Genomic DNA, 17,965 nt, shown 5'->3' on the forward strand with positions numbered 1-17,965 from the left:
CTCTGCTTTTTTCGAGGAAGCCATGAGCACAGAACCCCAAGCCACGCCAGAGCTGCTGCAGTTGCGCAACCAGATTGACAGTCTGGACAAACAGTTGCTGGAGCTGGTCAACCAGCGCGCCCTTGTGGCCGAGCAAGTGGGTGAGCTGAAGAAAAAAGAAGGCTCCACCTTTTTTCGCCCGGACCGCGTGGCACAGGTGATCGAGAAGATCAAAACCTATAACCCCGGCCCGCTCAAAGGCGCGCACGTGGCCGCCATCTGGCGCGAGATCATGTCTGCCTGCCTGGCGCTGGAATCGCCCCAACGCGTGGCCGTGCTAGGCCCTGAAGGCACATTTACCGAGGAAGCCGCCGTGCAGTACTTTGGTGGCGCGGCAGACTTTCTGTACTGCAACACCTTCGAGGAAGTCTTTCACGCCACGGCCGCCGGCAGCGCCCAGTACGGCGTGGTGGGCGTCGAGAATTCCACCGAGGGCGTGGTGAACCGCACGCTCGACATGTTCCGCAACACGCCTTGCCACATCGTGGGCGAGGTCAGCCTGCTGATACGCCACCACCTGCTGCGCAGCACCAACACGCTGGAAGGGATTGAGGTGGTGGCCGCACATCCCCAGGCCCTGGCGCAATGCCACGCCTGGCTGTCCCAGCACCTGCCGCACGCCGAGCGCCGACCGGTCGAAAGCAACGCCGAAGGCGCACGTCTGGCTGCACAAAACCCCACCTGGGCCGGCATCAGCAGCGAACGCGCCGCGCAGCAGTTTGGCCTGCACATCGTCAGCCACGCGATTCAGGACGACGCCTACAACCGCACACGCTTTGCCATCATCTGCCTGCCGCACACGCTGGCCACGCCCGCGCCCACCGGCAAGGACTGCACCAGCTTGGTCATCTCCGTGCCCAATCGCCCCGGCGCCGTGCACGATTTGCTGGTGCCTCTGAAGACGCACGGCGTGTCCATGACGCGTTTTGAATCGCGCCCCGCGCGCACCGGCCAGTGGGAGTATTACTTCTACATTGACCTGGAAGGCCACCCCGCCCAGCCCAACGTGGCGGCGGCACTGAGCGAGTTGCAAGCGCTGTCGGCGTTCTACAAAGTGCTGGGCACCTACCCGACCCCGGCTTAAGGACGCTGCGCCATGTTTGAACAGTTAGGACTGATTGGCTGCGGCCTGATGGGCGGCTCGTTTGCACTGGCTTTGAAAAAAGCAGGCCTGGTACAACGTGTCGTGGGCTACAGCAAGTCCCCCACCACCACTGCCCGCGCCCTGCAAATGGGGGTGATTGATGTGGAAGCGCCCTCGGCCTTGCTGGCCGCTGCCGGCGCCGACCTGGTGCTGCTGGCCGTGCCTGTGGGCGCCACCGCAGCCACACTCAAATCCATCAAGCACTTGGTCACGCCCCAGATGCTGATCATGGATGTCGGCTCCACCAAAGGCGACGTCGTGCAAGCGGCACGCAATGCGCTGGGCAACCAGATCGCCAGTTTTGTGCCCGCCCACCCCAATACCGGCAAAGAAGTGGCAGGCGTAGCCCATGCCGATGCCGACTTGTACCGGGGCGCCAAAGTCATATTGACCCCCACCGAGCGCACCCTCACCAGCCATTTGCACAAAGCGCAGGCGCTGTGGACGGCGCTGGAATGCGATGTGCGCGTGATGTCCCCCGAGACGCACGACGCAGCCTTTGCCGCCGTCAGCCACCTGCCCCATATGCTGGCGTTTGCCATGATGCAAAGCGTGATGCGCCAGCCGCAAGCAGATGCCTTTCTGAGCATTGCAGGCCCCGGCTTTCGTGACTTCACCCGCATTGCAGCGGGCGACCCCAAGATGTGGCGCGACATTTTGCTGGCCAACAAAACCGAGGTGCTGGCCCAAGCCGCACAGTTCAAGCACGCCGTGCAAGCTTTTGAAGACGTGCTGCAATCGGACAATGCCCAGGCCTTGGAAGACATGATTACCTTGGCCAGCGCAGCACGCGCGCAATGCCGCTTCAATGCGCCGCAAACTGCTGCCCATGGCGCGCCCGACCCCGCCGCCGCCTGACCCCCTCTTTTTTTGCCTGTTTGCGCATGTACACCACCGCTTTCCTTGACCTTCCACACCTGGCCTCGGCCTGCGGCAGCGTACAGCTGCCCGGCTCCAAGAGCATCTCTAACCGCGTGCTGCTGCTGGCGGCTTTGAGCCAAGGCACCACCACCGTGCACGACCTGCTCGACTCCGACGACACCCGCGTCATGCTCCAAGCCTTGCAGCACATGGGCTGCGTGGTGGAACCTTCTGCGGTGGTTGCGGGCCAGCCGCTGCGCATTACCGGCATCGACGGTTTTTTGCCCAACAACGCTCGGGGCCAGCTGTTTTTAGGCAACGCTGGTACTGCCATGCGCCCACTGACGGCTGCCTTGGCGGTGCTGGGGGGCAGTTTTGAGATGACGGGCATTCCCCGCATGTACGAGCGCCCGATTGGCGACCTGGTCGATGCGCTGCGCCAGCTGGGCTGCAAGATTGATTACCTGAAAAACGAGGGCTTTCCGCCGCTGCACATCGGCCAGCCCGACTTCAGCCAGCTCAGTGATGCCCCCATTCAGGTACGTGGCGATGTCTCCAGCCAGTTCCTGACCTCGCTGCTGATGGCGCTGCCACTGCTGGCCACAAACCGCGCAATCACCATTGAAGTAGTGGGCGAGCTGATCTCCAAGCCCTACATCCACATCACGCTGGAGTTGCTGGCACGCTTTGGTATTACGGTGCGCAACGACAACTGGCAGCGCTTTGTGATCCCCGCAGGCAGCCGCTACCAGTCCCCCGGTGATATCCACGTCGAGGCTGACGCCTCGTCCGCTAGCTACTTCATAGCACTTGGCGCAATAACAGCGTGCGATAGCAGCCAAAATGCTTCGCAAAATGGCATCCAAGTGCTGGGCGTGGGCAAAGACTCCATCCAGGGCGATATCCGCTTTGTGGAAGCCGCCCAGGCCATGGGTGCCCAGGTGACCAGCGGCCCCAACTGGCTGCACATCGCGCGCGGCGTCTGGCCCCTCAAGGCAATTGACCTCGATTGCAACCACATCCCCGATGCCGCCATGACGCTGGCTGCCATGGCCTTGTACGCCGATGGAACCACCACGCTGCGCAACATTGCCAGCTGGCGCGTTAAAGAAACTGACCGCATCGCCGCCATGGCCTGCGAGTTGCGCAAACTGGGCGCCACCGTGGAGGAAGGCCAAGACTTCATCCGCATTACGCCACCTGCATCACCTGTGGATTGGAAAGCCGCCAGCATCCACACCTATGACGACCACCGCGTGGCCATGTGCTTTTCGCTGGCAGCCTTCAACCCCGCAGGGCTGCCCGTACGCATTGAAGATCCAAAGTGCGTAGCCAAAACCTTCCCGGACTATTTCGAAGCATTGTTCAGCGTGTCCCAAGCCTCCCAACCCGCACCTGTCATCTGCATCGATGGCCCTACTGCCTCGGGCAAAGGCACCATCGCCGCCCTTGTGGCCGAAAAACTGGGCTTTGCGCTGCTGGACTCTGGCGCGCTTTACCGGATTACCGGACTGGCAGCTTCGCGCGCAGGCATCGACATCACAGAGACCAACGCCCCAGCCATTGCAGACCTTGTGCGCAGCAAGGCTATTACCTTCACGCCAGACCACCGTGTGCTGCTCGATGGCAATGACATCTCCTTGGCAATCCGTACCGAAGAAGCCGGCATGAATGCCTCGCGCGTGGCCGTTTTCCCGGCAGTGCGCCAAGCGCTGCTGCAAGTGCAGCGCGATTTCCGCCGGTTGCCCGGCCTGGTGGGCGATGGCCGTGACATGGGCACCGTCATCTTCCCAGATGCGCCTTTGAAGGTCTACTTGACGGCCACCGCCGAATGCCGCGCAGAAAGGCGTTACAAGCAATTGATTTCCAAAGGGCTTTCTGCTAATATGGCAGACCTTTTGGCGGATCTTCAGGCTCGCGACGCGCGCGATATGCATCGCGCAGCAGCGCCCCTGAAGCCCGCCGAAGATGCTCTTTACCTCGACAACTCCAGCGGCACGATCGATGGGTCCGTGCAACAGGTGTTGACGTGGTGGGAGCAACGCCAGCCTTTTACCGCCAGCGCGTAAGCACTGGAGAGAGAAAACTGGCCCTGGCCCTGGCCCGCACACCACATTCGCGCCGTTGACGCACTGGTGCTGCGGTTGTCTAACCTTTAACCCCGCAGGCTTTTTACCTGCAACCTCCGCTTACAGCCATAAAAACGCGCAGCAATCGTGCTACCGGAAACCTGTACGCGGACAAGGAACTACATGTCTGAATCTTTTGCCGCCCTATTTGAAGAATCGTTGCAACGCACTGAAATGCGTCCCGGCGAAGTTATTACCGCTGAAGTTGTGCGCGTTGAGCACAACTTCGTGGTGGTGAACGCTGGCTTGAAGTCGGAAGCTTATGTGCCAATCGACGAATTCAAGAACGACCAGGGCGAAATCGAAGTGCAAGTGGGCGACTTTGTGTCCGTTGCCATTGGCTCGATTGAAAACGGCTACGGCGACACCATCCTGTCGCGTGACACCGCCAAGCGTCTGGCTTCCTGGCTGTCGCTGGAAAAGGCGCTGGAATCTGGCGAATTCGTGACCGGCACCACCTCCGGCAAGGTCAAGGGCGGCCTGACTGTGCTGGTCAACGGCATCCGCGCATTCTTGCCCGGTTCGCTGATCGACACACGTCCCGTTAAGGATCTGACTCCTTACGAAAACAAGACCCTGGAATTCAAGGTCATCAAGCTGGATCGCAAGCGCAACAACGTGGTGCTGAGCCGCCGCGCTGTGGTGGAAGCTTCCATGGGCGAAGAGCGCGCCAAGCTGATGGAAACCCTGAAGGAAGGCGCTATCGTGCAAGGCGTGGTCAAGAACATCACCGAATACGGTGCGTTCGTGGACCTGGGCGGCATCGATGGTCTGCTGCACATCACCGACATGGCATGGCGTCGCGTGCGTCACCCATCCGAAGTGGTGACAGCTGGCCAAGAAATCATGGCCAAGATCCTGAAGTTCGACACCGAGAAGAACCGCGTGTCCTTGGGTCTGAAGCAAATGGGCGACGACCCATGGATGGGCGTTGCACGTCGCTACCCCTCCGCTACTCGCCTGTTCGGCAAGGTCACCAACATCGCTGACTACGGCGCATTCGTGGAACTGGAACCCGGCATCGAAGGCCTGGTGCACGTTTCCGAAATGGACTGGACCAACAAGAACATCGCTCCCTCCAAGCTCGTGTCTTTGGGCGACGAGGTGGAGGTCATGGTTCTGGAAATCGACGAAGACAAGCGTCGCATCTCCTTGGGCATGAAGCAATGCAAGGCCAACCCATGGCAAGACTTTGCACAGAACACCAAGCGCGGCGACCGCGTGAAGGGCCCCATCAAGTCCATCACCGACTTCGGCGTGTTCGTGGGTCTGGCTGCCGGTATCGACGGCCTGGTGCACCTGTCTGACCTGTCTTGGAACGAAACCGGCGAAGCCGCCGTGCGTAACTACAAGAAGGGCCAAGAAGTTGAAGCCATCGTGTTGGGCGTGGACGTCGAGCGCGAGCGCATCTCCCTGGGCATCAAGCAACTGGACAGCGACCCCTTCACCACATTCACTACCGTGAATGACAAGGGCCAGATCGTGACCGGTAAGGTCAAGACTGTGGACGCCAAGGGCGCTGAAATCGATCTGGGCGACGACATCGTGGGTTACCTGCGCGTGTCCGAGCTGTCCCGCGATCGCGTGGAAGATGCTCGTTCCGTCCTGAAGGAAGGCGACGAAGTGACTGCTGTGGTGATCAACGTGGATCGCAAGACCCGCAACATCCAGCTGTCCATCAAGCAAAAGGACATGGTTGAACAGCAAGAAGCCATGGCTTCCCTGTCGGCTCAGTCCTCCAAGGAAAATGCCGGTACAACCAGCCTGGGTGCTCTGCTGCGCGCCAAGCTGGACGCCGACAAGTAATAAGTCTTTGACAACTGCTCACGATTGAGCAGTTTCCAAGACCCCCGGCGGGCGCTGTCAAAGCGCCCGTCGTTTTTTCCAAGTACCGTTCTTGGGATGATTGCTTCATGACCCGATCTGATTTAGTTGAAGAGTTGGCAGCCCGTTTTGCCCAACTCACCCAGCGTGACGCCGAGCACGCCGTCAAAACCATTCAAGACGCCGTCAGCGACGCCTTGGTGCAAGGCCAGCGCATTGAAATTCGTGGTTTTGGCAGCTTCTCTGTCTCTCGTCGCCCTGCCCGTATTGGGCGCAATCCACGCAGCGGCGAATCAGTGCATATTCCCGAAAAGCGTGTGCCTCACTTCAAGCCCGGCAAGGCCTTGCGCGAAGCCGTGGACTTTCAAACCCCTCCTGCACAGCCTGCAGCCCCTGCTGCAGACTAAGGCAATCACCAGCAAACATGCCGTGATTGCCCGCCAGCCCGCCGGTGCGCCTAAAATTCAAGGCAACATGGAAGGGCTCGCATGAAATATCTGCTGTGGCTGCTCAAGGCAGCCATTTTTTTCACCCTGTTTGCCTTCGCGCTCAACAACCAGCAAACCGTCACCGTGCACTTTTTCTTTGGCACGTTCTGGCAAGCACCGCTGGTGCTGGTGGTACTTGCAGCATTTGTAGGCGGTCTGATTGCAGGTGTGCTGGTCATGGTGCCGCGCTGGTGGAAACACCGCAGCACCGCGGCCAAACTGAGCCAGCCTGCGGCCCCTGAAGACGCCGCAGCGGCCACCACCTCTCCTGACCCACTTCCTCCGACCATCCATGGACTTTGATCTCAGCTGGATTCTTCTGGGGCTGCCCCTGGCTTTTGTGCTGGGCTGGCTGGCCTCGCGCATGGATTTGCGCCAAGTGCGCCAAGACAACCGCCAAGCACCCAAAGCCTATTTCAAGGGTCTGAACTTTTTGCTCAACGAGCAGCAAGACAAAGCGATTGACGCCTTCATCGAGGCCGTGCAAAACGATCCCGAGACTGCGGACCTGCACTTCGCCTTGGGCAACTTGTTTCGCCGCCGTGGTGAATACCACCGCGCCGTGCGCGTGCACGAGCACCTGCTCTCGCGTGCAGATTTAAGCCGTGAAGACCGTGACCGCGCCCAGCACGGCCTGGCGCAAGACTTTCTGAAAGCGGGCCTGCTCGATCGTGCCGAAGAGGCCCTGCGCCGCCTTGAAGGCTCTGCCTACGAAGCCGAAGCACGCCTGGCCCTGCTGGCGATTTACGAGCGCTCACGCGATTGGGAGCAGGCGGCCGAGATTGCCCGCCGCATGCAGACAGCCAACCAAGGCGATTTCAGCGGGCGCTTGGCCCACTACCTGTGCGAGCAAGCGACTGAACAAGCCAGCCACGCCCAGCTGGACACCGCCCACCAACTGCTGCAGGAGGCGGTGCGCATTGCCCCGCAAACACCACGCCCCCGCATTGAGCTGGCGCGTATTCAGCACCGGCTGAACCAGTCGCACGCTGCTTGGCAGACGCTGCAAACCTTGGCACAAACCACGCCCCAGGGTCTGCCACTGGCAGCACCGCTGATGCTGGAAGTGGCTGCCGCCACGGGCCAGCAAGACGCTGCCGCGCAACTGCTGCGCGCACGCTATGCGCAAATGCCCTCGCTGGATTTGCTGGACGCGCTGGTGGCCCTGAACACCGTGCCCCGCGACAGTGATAGCCAAAGCCGTGACTGGTATGTGCAGCACTTGGCCAAAGAGCCGTCGTTGGTGGCTGCCACCAAATGGCTGGCTGGCGAGAAACTGGAGCACGAAGAGCACCACCCTGCCGTACAAAAAGCATTGGAACACGCCAGCAAGCCACTCAGCCGCTACCGCTGCGCCGCTTGCGGCTTTGAAGCACGCCAGCATTTCTGGCATTGCCCCGGCTGCCAAAGCTGGGACAGCTACCCCGCACGGCGCGTCGAAGAGCTGTAAACCACATACATCAAAAATAAGAGCTGCCACCGCTGTAATTGCAACGCTTTCCGATAGAAAACACAGGGAAAGTCAGCAAAGATCAGCGCTAGCAGCTCTTTTTTTATGTGTTGCCAGCCACGCTCTGCAAGCTGCTCCCCCAGAAAGATCACCCCTCTGCGCTGCCAATGCAAGCACCGCCGCGTACCGCATTGCGCCACATACAGCGGGGGGTGCAGAATGCGCACGCGGCGCCTGCTGCACCAGCACATACCAACACATCACCGGTGCAGCGCGCCTTGGTTGCTCTGAGCCCCACTTTGCGTCATGCTGCAGGTCATGACTGTGCCCCCCACCCTGCTCATCGTCTACCACTCGCACACCGGCGGTACGCTGCAAATGGTGCATGCGCTGCAGCAAGGCGCACAGCAAGCAGCCGAGGCGCTGCACGTGCGCCTGCTGCATGCCAGCGATGCACACACCAAAGATGTGCTGCAAGCCGATGCCTATGTGTTTGCCACGCCAGAAAACTTGGCTGCCGTCAGCGGCTTGCTCAAAGACTTTTTTGACCGCACCTACTATGGCGCGCTCGACCACATCCAAGGCAGGCGCTATGCCACGCTCATTTGTGCAGGCAGTGATGGCAGCAACGCGGCGCGGCAAATCGCCCGCATTGCCACGGGCTGGCGCCTCCAAGCCGTGGCCGAACCCCTGATTGTCTGCACCCATGCGCAAACACCGGAGGCGATTGCCGCCCCCAAGCAGATTGCAGAGGCCGACTTGCAACCCTGCCGCGACCTGGGCGCGAGCCTGGCGGCCGGTCTGGAAATGGGTATTTTTTGAGTGGAAACAGCACCGCATCAATCCGCGCAGCGCTAGCAGTAGCAAGTTCAACCGCAGCCAAGACCGCACACCCTATGCACTGCGTGCAGTGCCGGTGCGATGCTTCTACGCGGCCATCGTCCAACCCAACATTCAAAGACCGCACACCAAGCAGCGCGCTGGCTGCGGGCTGTATCTCCAGCAACATCCACAGCCCCCTCTTGTGGGCAAGCACCCTGCAAGTGCGCAGGCTTGCTGCAAGCTGGCACGCAAACAAGAATCTCGCCCAGCAAGCACTTGCAAAAACATAGCTATCAGCGCATACGTACATTACGCCAGCAGCCTATTTCCCTCTCATAGCGTACGAGCGCGTTCAGACTTTTTGCCCTGTGCACGCCGCGCGCTGGTGCATAGTGGCGCCCATGCAATTGAATCCGCGTTTTGGCCCGCACTTGCGGCTTATTGGTATGGCCGTGTTGTGGGGCGCTTCGTGGCCTGCGGGGCGCATCATTGCGCAGTCGATGCCGCCTTTGGCGGGGGCGAGCTTGCGTTTTTTGCTCGCGGCCCTGGTGCTCATCCCGTGGTTGTATTGGGCCGGTGGCTTGCAACAGCTCAAAAACTGGAGTGCTCAGCGCTGGTTGGGTATGGCCGCAGCGGGCGCCACCGGGGTTTTGGGCTATGCAGCGTTTTTTTTATCGGGCTTGCAGCACCTGCCTGCGGGCAAAGCCGCGCTGGTCATCACTCTCAACCCGGTCATGACACTGCTGATGGCAGCCTGGATTTTCAAGGAACGCATAAATACCATCATCGCCACCGGCATGGCACTGGCGATTGCGGGCGCCGTGGTCGTGCTCTCACACGGGCAACCTGCAACCCTGCTGCAAGGCGCCATGGGGGTGGGCGAGTTGCTGATTCTGGGCTGCGTGGTGTGCTGGGTGCTCTACACCCTGATTGGCCGCTGGATGCTCACGGGCGTTGATGCCCTGTCGACCACCACCGTCACCAGCACCATCGGTGCCTGCATGTTGCTGGCAGCCAGCCTGGTGGTAGAAGGCCCGAGCGCCTTGACCAGCGCTGTACACAGCGGCACCACCGCCTGGATCGCACTGCTTTTTCTCGCTTTTGGCGCCACTGCGCTGGCTTACGCGTGGTACTTTGATGGCGTGAAGGCCCTGGGCGCGGGGGCTGCATCCGGCTACATCACACTGGTGCCTTTGTTTGGCGTGCTGATCTCGGCCTATTTGCTGGGCGAGACCATTGACACCCCCATGCTGCTGGGTGGCGCCATGGCCATCACGGGCACGGCCATCATGCATTGGGGCCGCACCCGACATTAAGCATGCGCCTGGATTGCCGCCAGCGCAGCCATCCAGGATGGGTGACATTGCACGGCGCACTGCCATTGAGGCCCCTGCGCAAACAGCACCAGCATTTGCTGCCCTGCTGCAAAAACGCATGACCGCAGCCCTACGGCGCCAGCCGCTCTGCCCCAGCAACGTTGGCTCGTGGCGACACAGCCAAGACGTGACCTCCAAGCCCTCCGCGTTTAACCGTGATTGACAATTATTTAGAGTCAAAAAGTATGCTTTGCCAGGCGATGAAACGTTAAGTTTTTGCGCGCTGCTAAAATTTAGCGATTAAAAGCAATATTTTTTAAATGAATTTGAATAATTATTTCAATATTTATTTGAGTAAATATTTAGCATCTTATAAATCAATTAAAAACAGCAACCCAATCCAGTATTGGGATTTTATATGGATTCATCGGTCATCCCATCGACTACCGGCTTTGTGCACGGTGTGCCACGCCCCCGCCAAAGCGTAAAAAATGCCACCCAAGAAGTCAGCCACCAAGCAGACTTGTTGATGCTGATTTTGGTCAGCATCTCTGCCTTGCTGGCTTTACCTATTGCCTGGCACTATACGGATTTGAATGCGGCGCTGATTATCAGTCCCCTGCTCATTGCCGCTGCAGCCGGTATTTACTGGACTGCACGTGGCACAGCGTTTGCGCGCTATGCACTGCCGCTATTGCTCTGCGCCACCATTGTTTTGCAAATTCAGGTGTCGCTGGGCACCATTGAATTTCACTTTGGTGTGTTTGTGACGCTGGCGCTGGTCATGGTCTACCGCGAATGGCGTGTGGTGGTGGCGTGTGCAGCGTTCTTTGCGGTTCACCATTTTCTGTTTGACCGCCTGCAAGCTTGGGGCTATAGCATTTACTGCACCACAGAGGCTGATTTTCTCAAAATCATTTTGCATGCTGCTTTTGTGGTGGTGCAAACTGCGGTTGAGATTTTTATTCTCAAAAATATTGCACAATCTTTTTTGCAGGGCATTGAATTACAGGGACTGGTGCAAGCCATTCACCATGGTGATAAATTCAATTTACATATTGACCAAGAATCTGTGCAAACACCTTTGGCCAAAGATTTGAAAGCGATTATCTTGCAGCTGAACGACACGGTGCGTACCGTCACCCGCAGCGTGGCCCAGGTACACACGGCCAGCCAAGAAATTGAGCTGGGCAGCAATGATTTGTCTTCACGCACCGAAATGGCCTGCAGCGCCTTGGAAGAAACGGCCAATGCCGCCACGCGTGTGATGGCCACGGTGGAGCAGTCACGCACACTGGCTGCTGAGGCTGACGCCATGACGCGCCAGGCTGCGGATGCCGCGCACAAAGGCCAGACGGTGATGAGCGACTTGGCCCAAAGTATGGAATCCATCAGCGCCCAGTCCGGCAAAATTTCGGAAATTGTGGCGGTGGTAGACGGTTTGGCCTTCCAGACCAATATCTTGGCCCTTAACGCCGCCGTCGAGGCTGCACGCGCGGGCGAACAAGGCCGTGGTTTTGCGGTGGTGGCCGAAGAAGTACGCCGCCTGGCCCTGCGCTCTGCCGCATCGGCCAAGGAAATCCGGGAGCTGATTCAGACCTCGGAACAATCGATTGGCGTGGGTGCGGTGCAAAGCAAACAAGCCCTGGACGCCATGCAGGAGTTGCTCCAAGCGTCGCGCAACGTCACCAAGCACATGAGCGAGATCACCAGCGCCACCCACGAGCAAAGCACGGCCATGGCAGACATTAGCCGTGCCATTCACCAGCTGGAAAGCTCCATGTCACAAAACTCGGCCTTGGCCGAGCAGTCCAGCGCCGCAGCATCGAGCCTGCAAGACCAGACGGTGCAGATGGCGCACAGCGTCCAAGCTTTTAGAATTTGATAGCTGCTTACGCTCATAAAACAAAGGGTTTCAGGCAATTTCTACCTGAAACCCTTTTTTATTGCGCGCTGACAGCTCTTATTTTTACAGCTTCAAGCGCATGGTGATGTGGTCAATGCCCGCTTCGTCATACACCTCGCCTTCGGGCACAAAGCCAGCGCGGGCATAAAAGTTTTGTGCGTGCACTTGGGCATGCAGCACGGCCTCGCGGTCACCTCGGTCGCGGGCGGCTTGCACCAAAGCATCGAGCACCTGGCGCCCCAGCTGGCCGCCGCGCATCTCGCGCGCCACGGCCATCCGGCCAATACGGGCCACACCGGGCGCATCGCTGACCAGACGGCCGGTAGCAACCGGGTGGCCCAGGCGGTTCACGGCCACCACGTGGCGGCAGATGGGGTCAAACTCATCAATTTCGATCTCGCGCGGCACGCCCTGCTCTTTGACAAACACTTCCATGCGCAGGCGCTCTGCCAGGCGCCCCAGATCGTTCCAGTTGCCCGAGCGCAGTTGCACCATGTCTTCACCGGCTTCAAATGCGCTGAGCATGTCGCGCAGTTGCTGGGGCACGGGCTGGGGTTGCTGATCGGCATCGGCAAACACATACACCAGCTCTACGGTATTGAGCAGTTGCTGCCCGCGGAAGATGCCCGCCTCAAATTGCAGCGAGGTATTGCCTTGCTTGACGCAGCGGATGCCCACGTCCAGCACATCGCCCATCTGGGCCGATGCGTGGTAGGTGGTGGTGGCCTTTTTCACAAACAACTCGCCACCCAGCGCGCCCCAGCTTTGTGCGTAAGGCATGGCCATTTGCTTCCAGTACTCGGTCACCGCCACATCGGCATACATCAGGTAATGGGCGTTGAAGACGATTTTTTGGGCATCCACTTCTGCCCAGCGCACGCTCAGGCGCTGGTGGCAACGAAAATCTTGGGGGCGCATAAAGAAGGCTTTCTTTCTTATTTATCTACTTGTCAACAACGGGCGATGTGCCCAGGGCAGCACGCAAAGCGGCTGCAATCGCAGCATGGGCCTGGCGTGCCTCGGCAATCACACGGCCCATTTTGATGAATTCGTGCGTCACGCCTTTGTAGATTTCCAGCTCTACCGCAACTCCCGCCATGCGCAGCATGTCGGCGTATTGCACGCCTTCATCCACCAGCGGGTCCAGCTCCGCCAAACACACCAGCGCCGGGGCAACGCCTTCCACGTCATGGGCCAGCAGCGGGGCAAAACGCCAGTCTTCGCGGTCGGCGGCGGTGCGCACATAGTTGTCAAAAAACCATTGGATGCCTGCGCGCTCCAGCACCAGGCCGTGCGCATAGGCAAAGTGCGAGTCGGTATCTTGGTGGGCACAGGTGCCGGGGTATATCAGCACCTGCAACTGCAGCGGCAGGCCCGCATCGCGCGCCAGCAAGGCGCACGATGCGGCCAAAGTACCACCAGCGCTGTCGCCGCCCACAGCCATGCGGGTGCTGTCCAGCCCCAGGCTGGCACCATGCTGCGCCAGCCACTGCAAGGCATCCCACGCATCGTTGCTGGCGGTGGGAAACTGGTGCTCTGGCGCCAAGCGGTAGTCCAGCGACACGACCGCACAGCCTGCCTGATGGGCCAACTCCCGGCACAGCACGTCGTGCGTGGCCACGCTGCCAATCGTGAATCCGCCGCCGTGCAGGTATAGCAGCACCGGCAGCGCACCCTCGGCCTGCGCACGCGGCGCATACAGGCGGGCAGGCAGTGCGTGCCCGTCGCGTGCAGGAATCCGCACATCTTCTACGCGGGGCAAGGGGGCGGGCGTAATTTCCAGCACCCCGGCCCCGGCTTCGTACGCTGCGCGCGCTTGCTGCGGAGTCAAGGTGTGCAAATGGGGCCGATTGGCGCGTGCCATGCGGCGCAATACGTCACGCATGGCGGGGGTTAAGGGGTGGTGGAGTTCGTGTTCTTCGTTCACAACAGGGCACCAGCGTCTGCGCTGGTTTAGGGGCAATCACAAAGCTGCACATCATGCAGCAATCACAGCGCGGTTGCAGCCCAATGGCTTGTCCCTTGGGTGACGCGCTGCGCCTGCCACTCAGGGTTGACGGGGTGTTCATGGCCCCGCTGCTGCTCCACACTGCCCGCCATTGCAAACACGGTGCTTGGAGTGAAAAGATGGCTTTTATCAACTACGTCACGCAAATTCAGTTCGACTTTGGCGCCGTGCGCCTGCTGGCACAGGAGTGCCAGCGCGTGGGCATCGCCCACCCTTTGGTGGTGACCGATGCTGGCGTCAAAGCAGCAGGCGTGCTGCAAAAAGCACTGGATGCCCTGGGCAATATGCCCGTGACCGTCTTTGATGCCACGCCCAGCAACCCCACCGAGGCCGCCGTGCGCGCAGCCGCCCAGCTCTACCAGCAGCAGGGCTGCGACGGACTGATCGCCGTGGGCGGGGGCAGCGCGATTGACTGTGCCAAGGGCGTAGCGATTGCCGCCACCCACCCCGGGCCACTGACCACCTATGCCACCATCGAAGGCGGCTCTCCCCGCATCACCGAGGCGGTAGCCCCCATCATTGCCGTACCCACCACCAGCGGCACCGGCAGCGAGGTAGCACGTGGCGCCATCATCATCGTCGACGGCCACCGCAAGCTGGGCTTTCACAGCTGGCACCTGGTGCCCAAAGCCGCCATTTGCGACCCCGAACTCACCTACGGTCTGCCCCCCATGCTCACGGCCGCCACGGGCATGGATGCGATTGCCCATTGCATGGAAACCTTTATGTCTGCCGCGTTCAACCCACCGGCAGATGGTATTGCGCTGGATGGTCTGACCCGTGGCTGGGCCCACATTGAGCGCGCAACGCGCAACGGGCAGGATGCCGAGGCCCGCCGCCAGCTGATGAGTGCCAGCATGCAAGGCGCCATGGCGTTTCAAAAAGGCTTGGGCTGTGTGCACAGCCTCAGCCACAGCCTGGGCGGTGTGCAGCCACGCCTGCACCACGGCACGCTCAACGCCATGTTTTTGCCTGCAGTCGTCACGTTCAATGCGCAGGCGGAGTCCGTGCAACGCGAGCAACGCCTGGAAAAAATGGCCCACGCCATGGGTTTGACCAGCGCCAGCGACATTCCCGCAGCTCTGTCCGACATGAACGCCCGCCTGGGGCTGCCCAAGGGGCTGGCGGCCATGGGGGTAGAGCGGGCGTGGTTTGACCAAGTGATTGACGGCGCCCTGAAAGACCACTGCCACGGCACCAACCCACGCCTGGCCAGCGCGCAAGACTACGAAGCCATGTTGCAAGCCGCTATGTAAAATCATGGCCAAATTGGCGCTTCACGCTTACCCATCAAGCGCCACTCGCTATCTTTATTTGATGGAAATTACCAGAACGGGCAAGGGCTGCTCTCCATCACGCGCCTGCGCAGTGAGGCAGCAATCCGCAATGCGGTCTCATGCAGCCCTGCTGCCCTGCCCCTGGCTTTCACTGGCCGCGTCTTTGGCCGAATCAGCCAGATGCGCGGCACGCAGGCGCTCCACCAGATCCTCGGCCATCGCGTGCAGCACTTGCATCTCATCGTCCGCCAGCGTACGCGGTGCGTCGTGCATGATGCACAGCGTGCCCAAGACGTAGCCCTTGGTGGTCTTCAGCGGCACACCGGCATAGAACTTGACACCAGCACCCGCCAACGCGGGGTTGTCAGAAAAACGGGGATCACGCGCCACGTCTTCAACCACCAAGTCCGCGCTATCAAGCACCACGTACGAGCAAATCGATAAATCCCGGGGCAGCCCCGGCTGCGCGCCAGGGGGAGTGGTATTCGACAGCAAGCTGCCGGGGGTGTATACCCAGTCATGTCCGACCAAAGAGACCTGGGCGTACTTCACATTGAAAACGTTGGCTGCTTTGAGTACGGCCTCTTTGTACATTGGGGCATGCACAGGCAACAGCGCGCCGCTGTGCTCCAAAAACTGCACACGGGCCTCGTCATCCTCAGGCAAAGCGGCTGCCACATAACCCAAAGGAGCCGGATCGGGTGCCATCAACTGCGCCATGCGCAGCAACAGCTCGAGCACGCTGGTGGCCACGGCATCGGCCCCCAGCCGTTCCAGCGCCTGCTCTTGCAGCACGGCGGGGCCGCCATTCCACAACGTCAGCACCACCTTGAGCTGCGGATAGTGGCGGCGCACGCGACGCAGAATTTGCCGCACCAAGGCCTGCGGCTGCGCATGAAAGGTTGAGAGCACCAGCCACTGCGCCTGCCCCCAATCCGCCATTTCTTCAGGCCCCAGTGCTGGCGTTAACGCATGGCTGGCGCTGCGGGCCGGCACACCCTGCAGCTGTAAGCTGTGCGCCATCATGTCCGCAGCCAGCGCATCAATCTCCCAGCGGGCCCCCACGCACAGCACATGGGGCGCAGGGTTCACGGCCAGAGGTGGCTGCGCCGCCGGGAATTCTTCGGCCAGCTCTTCCAACACCGCCTCCCAGCCATTGGACAGCCGCAGGCGGTGCTCTGCTGTGGCATTTTCGGTATGGTGCTTATAGGCCAGTTGCAGGCTGGGCACGCCCACATCGGCATAAAAATCAGCCACAGCGCCTGCCTTGTCTTGGGCACTGGGCTTGGCAGGCAAACGCTGGGCAATATCGGCATGGGCCAGCTCAATCGCACCGTTCACATCGTCAGCCAGCAAGCGCTGGTACAAACGCTGCGGCGGATGGAGCACGGGCTCACTGCCCAGCAGCACCTCCATGAACTGCAAGCCCGGCAAATAGCGCCCCAGCACGAGGCAGCACACCGTCAAGGGGGTGGACAAAATCAGGCCAATCGGCCCCCACAAAGCCGTCCAGAAGGTGGCTGCCATGATGATGGCCAAGGTCGACAAGCCCGTGCTGGAGCCATACAGCCAGGGCTCTATGACGTTGTTGCTGATCAACTCCAGCACCAAGATCAAGCCCAGCGTCCACAGCAACATCTCCCAGCCCGGCGCCACCGCAAATGCCAATGTCAGCGGAAAAACGGCCGCAATCATCGGCCCCACATACGGCACAAAGCGCATGATAGTGGCCAACACACCCCACAAGAGCGCCCCAGGCACGCCAATGAGCCACAGCCCCGCCGCCATCGGGATGCCGTAGGTCACATTCACAATAAATTGCATGCGCAGGTATTTACCAATCCGAACTGAGGCCTCATCCAGCGCGTCTGTGGCAACGTGCAGGTTGCCACCGCCCATCAGGCGCAGCAGGCGATCACGCAGGCCATCGCGATCGAGCAAGATCAAAATCACAAACAGCAGCACGATGCCAATCATGGCCACGGGCTCACTGACCTTGTCTAACCACTGCACGACTTTCTCCAGTGGCTTGGGCTCATCGCGCACCACTACCACTTGCTGCACGCGCGGCGGGCGCTTTTCTGCCGCAGCAGCGGCCTTGGCAATTTCAGACTCCACCGTGCTGTAGGTTTTGATGGCCCCGTCCCACACACTCGGGCCGCTGCTAAGCGCACGCAAATTGCGCAGCTTTTGCTTGATGGTGTTTTGGTAGGTGGGCAAATCTGCACTCAAGCTCTGCACCTGCTTGCCTAGGTAAAAGCCGATTCCCGTCAGCGCCCCCAAAGCCAAAACCACCACCAGCAAAGTCGCCAGCATGCGCGACAGCCCCCAACGCTTCAAACGGGTGACCGCCGGGTCTAGCAAAAAACCCACCAGCACCGCCAAAGCCAGAGGAATCAGAATGTCACGGCCAAAATACAGCGCTGCAATGACGATGCTGGCAATCAGCAAACCGATGAGCCAGCGCAGGCCTGGCAATACCGCAGCCACTGCCTGCAAGCTGGCCACACTCTCACGGGGCTGGCGCAGCGACGCACGACTTTCCAGCACCAGTTGCGCTAGCGCTGCAGGGCTTTCAGGCGGGGTGACAGCATCGGCGGTGGCATCAGGAGGGACAGGCGGCAAAGGCGAGCGATCAGACATGGCGGTGCACAAAATCAAGGTGCCCAAGAATCGCACTGGCGCAGCCGCCCTGCCTGTC

The 17,965-nt window shown here is 60.4% G+C and carries 14 protein-coding genes; 11 read left to right on the forward strand and 3 right to left on the reverse strand.

Annotated elements, in window-relative coordinates; all coding sequences use genetic code 11:
- Positions 1-22: 22 nt before the first annotated feature.
- The 10 genes from pheA to B3R00_RS15075 all read left to right on the forward strand — a co-directional run bounded on the left by pheA (position 23) and on the right by B3R00_RS15075 (position 11,958).
- Positions 23-1,123, forward strand: a complete 1,101-nt coding sequence (gene pheA / locus B3R00_RS15030) for a prephenate dehydratase (protein ID WP_284214643.1) — start codon at positions 23-25, stop codon at positions 1,121-1,123.
- Positions 1,124-1,135: 12 nt separating this feature from the next.
- Positions 1,136-2,041, forward strand: coding sequence for a prephenate dehydrogenase (locus B3R00_RS15035; protein WP_286999694.1), 906 nt, complete (start codon positions 1,136-1,138; stop codon positions 2,039-2,041).
- Positions 2,042-2,067: 26 nt separating this feature from the next.
- Positions 2,068-4,113: a bifunctional 3-phosphoshikimate 1-carboxyvinyltransferase/cytidylate kinase gene (locus tag B3R00_RS15040; protein WP_286999695.1), complete on the forward strand. Its 2,046-nt coding sequence runs from the start codon at positions 2,068-2,070 to the stop codon at positions 4,111-4,113.
- A gap of 183 nt (positions 4,114-4,296) precedes the next feature.
- Positions 4,297-5,979: a 30S ribosomal protein S1 gene (gene rpsA / locus B3R00_RS15045; protein WP_219162042.1), complete on the forward strand. Its 1,683-nt coding sequence runs from the start codon at positions 4,297-4,299 to the stop codon at positions 5,977-5,979.
- A 107-nt stretch (positions 5,980-6,086) separates the two neighbouring features.
- The gene (locus tag B3R00_RS15050; RefSeq protein ID WP_286999696.1) at positions 6,087-6,404 is read left to right on the forward strand and encodes an integration host factor subunit beta; all 318 of its coding nucleotides are present in this window, start codon (positions 6,087-6,089) and stop codon (positions 6,402-6,404) included.
- A gap of 81 nt (positions 6,405-6,485) precedes the next feature.
- Complete coding sequence (locus tag B3R00_RS15055) at positions 6,486-6,788, forward strand: LapA family protein (RefSeq protein ID WP_286999697.1); 303 nt, start codon at positions 6,486-6,488, stop codon at positions 6,786-6,788.
- Entirely contained in the window at positions 6,778-7,935 is a 1,158-nt protein-coding gene (gene lapB, locus B3R00_RS15060; protein WP_286999698.1) for a lipopolysaccharide assembly protein LapB, read from the forward strand. Before B3R00_RS15055 ends, lapB begins: the two co-directional genes overlap by 11 nt.
- A gap of 318 nt (positions 7,936-8,253) precedes the next feature.
- Positions 8,254-8,757 carry a flavodoxin family protein gene (locus tag B3R00_RS15065; RefSeq protein ID WP_286999699.1) on the forward strand — a complete coding sequence of 168 codons (504 nt, stop codon included), beginning with the start codon at positions 8,254-8,256 and terminating at the stop codon, positions 8,755-8,757.
- A gap of 401 nt (positions 8,758-9,158) precedes the next feature.
- The gene (locus tag B3R00_RS15070; RefSeq protein ID WP_286999700.1) at positions 9,159-10,073 is read left to right on the forward strand and encodes a DMT family transporter; all 915 of its coding nucleotides are present in this window, start codon (positions 9,159-9,161) and stop codon (positions 10,071-10,073) included.
- Between the two features lie 418 nt (positions 10,074-10,491).
- Positions 10,492-11,958, forward strand: coding sequence for a methyl-accepting chemotaxis protein (locus tag B3R00_RS15075; RefSeq protein ID WP_286999701.1), 1,467 nt, complete (start codon positions 10,492-10,494; stop codon positions 11,956-11,958).
- Positions 11,959-12,042: 84 nt separating this feature from the next.
- On the opposite strand, the gene B3R00_RS15080 is transcribed toward B3R00_RS15075, so the two are convergent.
- Positions 12,043-12,897 (reverse strand): GNAT family N-acetyltransferase, encoded by an 855-nt coding sequence (locus B3R00_RS15080; protein WP_286999702.1) that lies wholly within the window; start codon positions 12,895-12,897, stop codon positions 12,043-12,045.
- 25 nt (positions 12,898-12,922) lie between these two features.
- A complete protein-coding gene (locus tag B3R00_RS15085; protein WP_286999777.1) occupies positions 12,923-13,864 on the reverse strand; it encodes an alpha/beta hydrolase in 942 nt (313 codons plus the stop codon).
- Positions 13,865-14,106: 242 nt separating this feature from the next.
- Between B3R00_RS15085 and B3R00_RS15090 the strand changes: the two genes are divergently transcribed.
- Positions 14,107-15,243 (forward strand): iron-containing alcohol dehydrogenase, encoded by a 1,137-nt coding sequence (locus tag B3R00_RS15090; protein ID WP_286999703.1) that lies wholly within the window; start codon positions 14,107-14,109, stop codon positions 15,241-15,243.
- A gap of 138 nt (positions 15,244-15,381) precedes the next feature.
- Here B3R00_RS15090 and B3R00_RS15095 read toward each other — a convergent pair whose 3' ends face one another.
- On the reverse strand, positions 15,382-17,907 hold the full coding sequence (locus tag B3R00_RS15095) for an AI-2E family transporter (RefSeq protein ID WP_286999704.1): 2,526 nt from the start codon (positions 17,905-17,907) through the stop codon (positions 15,382-15,384).
- Positions 17,908-17,965: the final 58 nt, after the last annotated feature.

Source organism: Comamonas sp. UBA7840, from assembly GCF_002501455.1.
Taxonomy (GTDB): domain Bacteria; phylum Pseudomonadota; class Gammaproteobacteria; order Burkholderiales; family Burkholderiaceae_C; genus Comamonas; species Comamonas jiangduensis.

Bases quoted from the DNA above. Each gene is read 5' to 3' on its own strand.
- pheA (WP_284214643.1), top strand. From the start codon at position 23: ATGAGCACAGAACCCCAAGCCACGCCAGAGCTGCTGCAGTTGCGCAAC.
- B3R00_RS15035 (WP_286999694.1), top strand. From the start codon at position 1,136: ATGTTTGAACAGTTAGGACTGATTGGCTGCGGCCTGATGGGCGGCTCG.
- B3R00_RS15040 (WP_286999695.1), top strand. From the start codon at position 2,068: ATGTACACCACCGCTTTCCTTGACCTTCCACACCTGGCCTCGGCCTGC.
- rpsA (WP_219162042.1), top strand. From the start codon at position 4,297: ATGTCTGAATCTTTTGCCGCCCTATTTGAAGAATCGTTGCAACGCACT.
- B3R00_RS15050 (WP_286999696.1), top strand. From the start codon at position 6,087: ATGACCCGATCTGATTTAGTTGAAGAGTTGGCAGCCCGTTTTGCCCAA.
- B3R00_RS15055 (WP_286999697.1), top strand. From the start codon at position 6,486: ATGAAATATCTGCTGTGGCTGCTCAAGGCAGCCATTTTTTTCACCCTG.
- lapB (WP_286999698.1), top strand. From the start codon at position 6,778: ATGGACTTTGATCTCAGCTGGATTCTTCTGGGGCTGCCCCTGGCTTTT.
- B3R00_RS15065 (WP_286999699.1), top strand. From the start codon at position 8,254: ATGACTGTGCCCCCCACCCTGCTCATCGTCTACCACTCGCACACCGGC.
- B3R00_RS15070 (WP_286999700.1), top strand. From the start codon at position 9,159: ATGCAATTGAATCCGCGTTTTGGCCCGCACTTGCGGCTTATTGGTATG.
- B3R00_RS15075 (WP_286999701.1), top strand. From the start codon at position 10,492: ATGGATTCATCGGTCATCCCATCGACTACCGGCTTTGTGCACGGTGTG.
- B3R00_RS15080 (WP_286999702.1), bottom strand. From the start codon at position 12,897: ATGCGCCCCCAAGATTTTCGTTGCCACCAGCGCCTGAGCGTGCGCTGG.
- B3R00_RS15085 (WP_286999777.1), bottom strand. From the start codon at position 13,864: ATGCGTGACGTATTGCGCCGCATGGCACGCGCCAATCGGCCCCATTTG.
- B3R00_RS15090 (WP_286999703.1), top strand. From the start codon at position 14,107: ATGGCTTTTATCAACTACGTCACGCAAATTCAGTTCGACTTTGGCGCC.
- B3R00_RS15095 (WP_286999704.1), bottom strand. From the start codon at position 17,907: ATGTCTGATCGCTCGCCTTTGCCGCCTGTCCCTCCTGATGCCACCGCC.